The organism is Planktothrix sp. FACHB-1355 (assembly GCF_014748295.1).
Taxonomy (GTDB): Bacteria; Cyanobacteriota; Cyanobacteriia; order Cyanobacteriales; family Aerosakkonemataceae; genus Aerosakkonema; species Aerosakkonema funiforme_A.
The window spans coordinates 1-2252 of sequence record NZ_JACJUP010001124.1; the positions used below are offsets into that span (position 1 = coordinate 1).

General features: G+C 41.1%; 2 protein-coding genes and 1 pseudogene. All 3 read left to right on the forward strand.

Going from position 1 to position 2252, the window contains the following annotated elements; all coding sequences use genetic code 11:
• Positions 1–85 precede the first annotated feature (85 nt).
• On the forward strand, positions 86–1753 hold the full coding sequence (locus H6S82_RS29750; protein WP_190475495.1) for a DUF6745 domain-containing protein: 1668 nt from the start codon (positions 86–88) through the stop codon (positions 1751–1753).
• 72 nt (positions 1754–1825) lie between these two features.
• The gene (locus H6S82_RS29755; protein ID WP_190475491.1) at positions 1826–2080 is read left to right on the forward strand and encodes a hypothetical protein; all 255 of its coding nucleotides are present in this window, start codon (positions 1826–1828) and stop codon (positions 2078–2080) included.
• Positions 2061–2252, forward strand: a pseudogene (locus tag H6S82_RS33125) (type II toxin-antitoxin system VapC family toxin); the annotation flags it as partial. The gene H6S82_RS29755 and the pseudogene H6S82_RS33125, both read left to right, overlap by 20 nt.

The following is a 2252-nucleotide window of genomic DNA, read 5'->3' on the forward strand; positions in this document are numbered from 1 at the left end:
CCTCCTAACTTTGAATCGGCGAAAGAAGCAATTCGCTGGGTGAATTGGGGAATTACACCAGAGAAATTTTCAGTGGAAACCTGAAATGTCGAAAAGCAAAATAACCGAACTGACACCAGAGCAAGAGGCGCTAATTCCAGTTTATGTGGAAAAGTGGCGAAAAATAGCTATTTACACGGAACCAATTGACCGCGAAAAAGCCGCAGAAGCAATAGATGCAGCATACGCGGCAATTGGTTTGTATAAACCTCGTTTGATGTTTTACGATAGTCCTTACGAAGGTTTTGGTAAGTTAGACTCTAGGCTGCAAAATCTCTCGAAAAAAGGAGTAAAAACTCTACTGCACAAACAGTATATGGAGGAAATGTCGAGACGCAGCCCTTTGATTAGGCAATTGTGGATCGTTTTAAAAGGACAGATAGAGAAGCAAGTAGGAAGAGAATTATATAGGCTACTTGAGAGAGAGTTAAGATATGAAGTAAGTAAAAATTTGTTTCAAATAGAGCGGCAACTCTACAATCAAATGGAAAGCCAATTGTACAGTAGAGAGTATTTATATACGAGCGAACAGATAAACCGCTCGGAAATGAATATCAGTACAGAACGTACTCCGCTAGAAGAGGTATTGAAACTCTCTATCACACCAGAAACATTGGCTGGTTCTATCTGTTTTTATGACTTTTGTATCTCTGTCTTGAATTGCACTTGCGATCGCGCTAAATGGGAAGCGCTCCAGTTGATAGTTAAAGATTGTGGGTGGTTTACACCCTTTAAAAATATAGCAATTTTGTGCGATCGACCCATCAAACTATCTTTAGATGATCGAAATCTTCTTCATGCAGAAGGAGAACCAGCCATCGAGTATGCTGATGGATACAACTTATACTCTTATCGCGGCGTAACCTTACCTGAAAAATACGGAAAATTGTACCCGCATCAGTGGCAAACTGAATGGCTTTTAGAGGAGGAAGAAAACGAGATTCGTCGAGCGCTGATACAGGGTATTGGCTACGCACGAATATGCGAAAGATGGCCTGCTACGGAAATAGATAATTGGCTGGAATACACCATCTTAAATGTGAAGATAAATTACCAAAAAATTGACCTTTTAAGAAAAACCTCTCCTAGCACTGGAAAAATTGAATTTTTAGAGTTGCCTCACGACTTTAAATCAGCGAGGGAAGCTGTTGCTTCTATTTCCATCCTAAATTTCCTTTGTGAGCAAAAGCAAGAAGGAGCATTTCGTCAGCTATTAAGCCATTGGCGCTGGTGGGATTTTGAAAAGACCGATATTGTCTGGGAACGACCCATAAAAGTATCCTTCGATAATCAAAATCGCCTCCACGCAGAAGGAGAAGCAGCAATTGAGTTTGCGGATGGATATAGTTTGTACTTTTATCGCGGTGTAATGTTACCTGAAAAATATGGGAAACTGCACCCGCATCAGTGGCAAGCCCAATGGCTGTTACAAGAAGGAAACGTTGAAGTCAGACGAGTGTTAATGCCAGGAATTGGTTATGCAAAAATGTGTCAAGAGTTGCGAGTTAATGAAATAGATTCTTGGCAGGAATACACTCTATTGAAATTACATCATTATTTTGAATACGATGGTATTTTTTTATTAAAAATGACCTGTCCGAGTACAGGACAAATTTACGCTTTGCGAGTACCGCCGAAGATGCGATCGGCTAGAGAGGCGATCCGATGGGTAAATTGGGGAATCGACCCAGAGGAATTTGCAGTACAAACATAAGTATAATAGGGTGCGTTACCCTCTGAAGTAAGCTAAAATTGCCTCGGATTGGGATAGCAAAGGGTAAGCAAAATGGCAAAAATTGAACTCGATATCGACGAAGCAACTCTGGCGCGTGTAAATTGGTTGTCAAAGGTACACAACTGTACAAAAGACGAGTTGATTGTAGAAGCCGTTAGGCAAATGGCTGTGGCGGAAGTGGACAAGTATCCTTTGCTGGGGGGGTGGGAAGATGAACCTGAATTGGTTGATGAGATAATGGGTGATATTATGAAAGATCGATCGGCACATCCATTAAATCAAAAATTTGGACAAAGCACTACTTGACACGGATATTTTTTCTGAAAGCCGCAAGCGTATTAATCAGGGCGTCTTAGCCAAAGCTACCGCTTATCTGAATGTATTTGGACAGTACACTATTTCTGTCATCAAAGTGACTGAGGTTGTTAAAGGATGGCTTAAGCTTCAACGGGAAGACCGAATTCAGCAGTTTTTGGCG